This window comes from Psychrobacter sp. T6-1 (assembly GCF_052258445.1).
Genome location: NZ_JBQQFC010000667.1, coordinates 1 through 761 on the forward strand (window position 1 = coordinate 1; position 761 = coordinate 761).

Below are 761 nucleotides of genomic sequence, written 5' to 3' on the forward strand. Positions count from 1 at the left end.
TAAATCTGCTGAACGATACCCGCTAGGCGAAATAATCCAAACACTTCATAAAATGTCCAGTTATCGACCTCAAGACCTGTTTGCTTAAGATAGTAATCGACCACCTCATCACGAGTCATCATGCCTTTTAGATGGGTCGGCTGACGACGCGACTGCTGCATGATTATGTTGTCATCGGCCTCAATCCAGTACGCTAGCGCACTTCCTAGATCCATCAGCGGATCGCCAAGGGTTGCCATCTCCCAATCGAGCACACCGATCACCTCAGTAGGATTATCTGCATTCAAGATAACATTATCAAAGCGCCAGTCATTGTGAATCACGCATGTTTTGCTATCACTTGGCGTATGAGTGGTCAACCATTGACGCACTAAAGCATAGCTTGGCACATTGGGCGTCTTAGCCTTGACGTAGCGCTTGTTCCAACCGCTCACTTGACGCTCGCAGTACCCCTCTCCGCGGCCCAATTCAACCAGATCAGGATGCTCTGCGTAGTCCACTTGATGGAGCTCAACGAGTGCATCTATGACATTGGTACATAGCGCGCGCGTTTGCAACTTGTCAAGCTCAACTCCCTTTGGCAGATTAGCGCGTGGAATAATGCCCTCCATACGCTCCATCACATAAAAGTCAGCACCGATGATGTCCTCGTCGGTACATAGCGCGACCATCTTTGGAACATAGGGATAGGCATCCTTGAGCGCCTTTTGCACCGTGTACTCGCGTACCATATCATGAGCAGATTTGGCTTTGGTGCCCTT

1 protein-coding gene is annotated in these 761 nt (G+C 49.5%); it reads right to left on the reverse strand.

Annotated elements, in window-relative coordinates; all coding sequences use genetic code 11:
• Window positions 1–761 (reverse strand): phosphotransferase family protein (locus tag ACTXGO_RS16540; protein ID WP_443575117.1); only part of this gene is annotated, 761 nt, incomplete at both ends.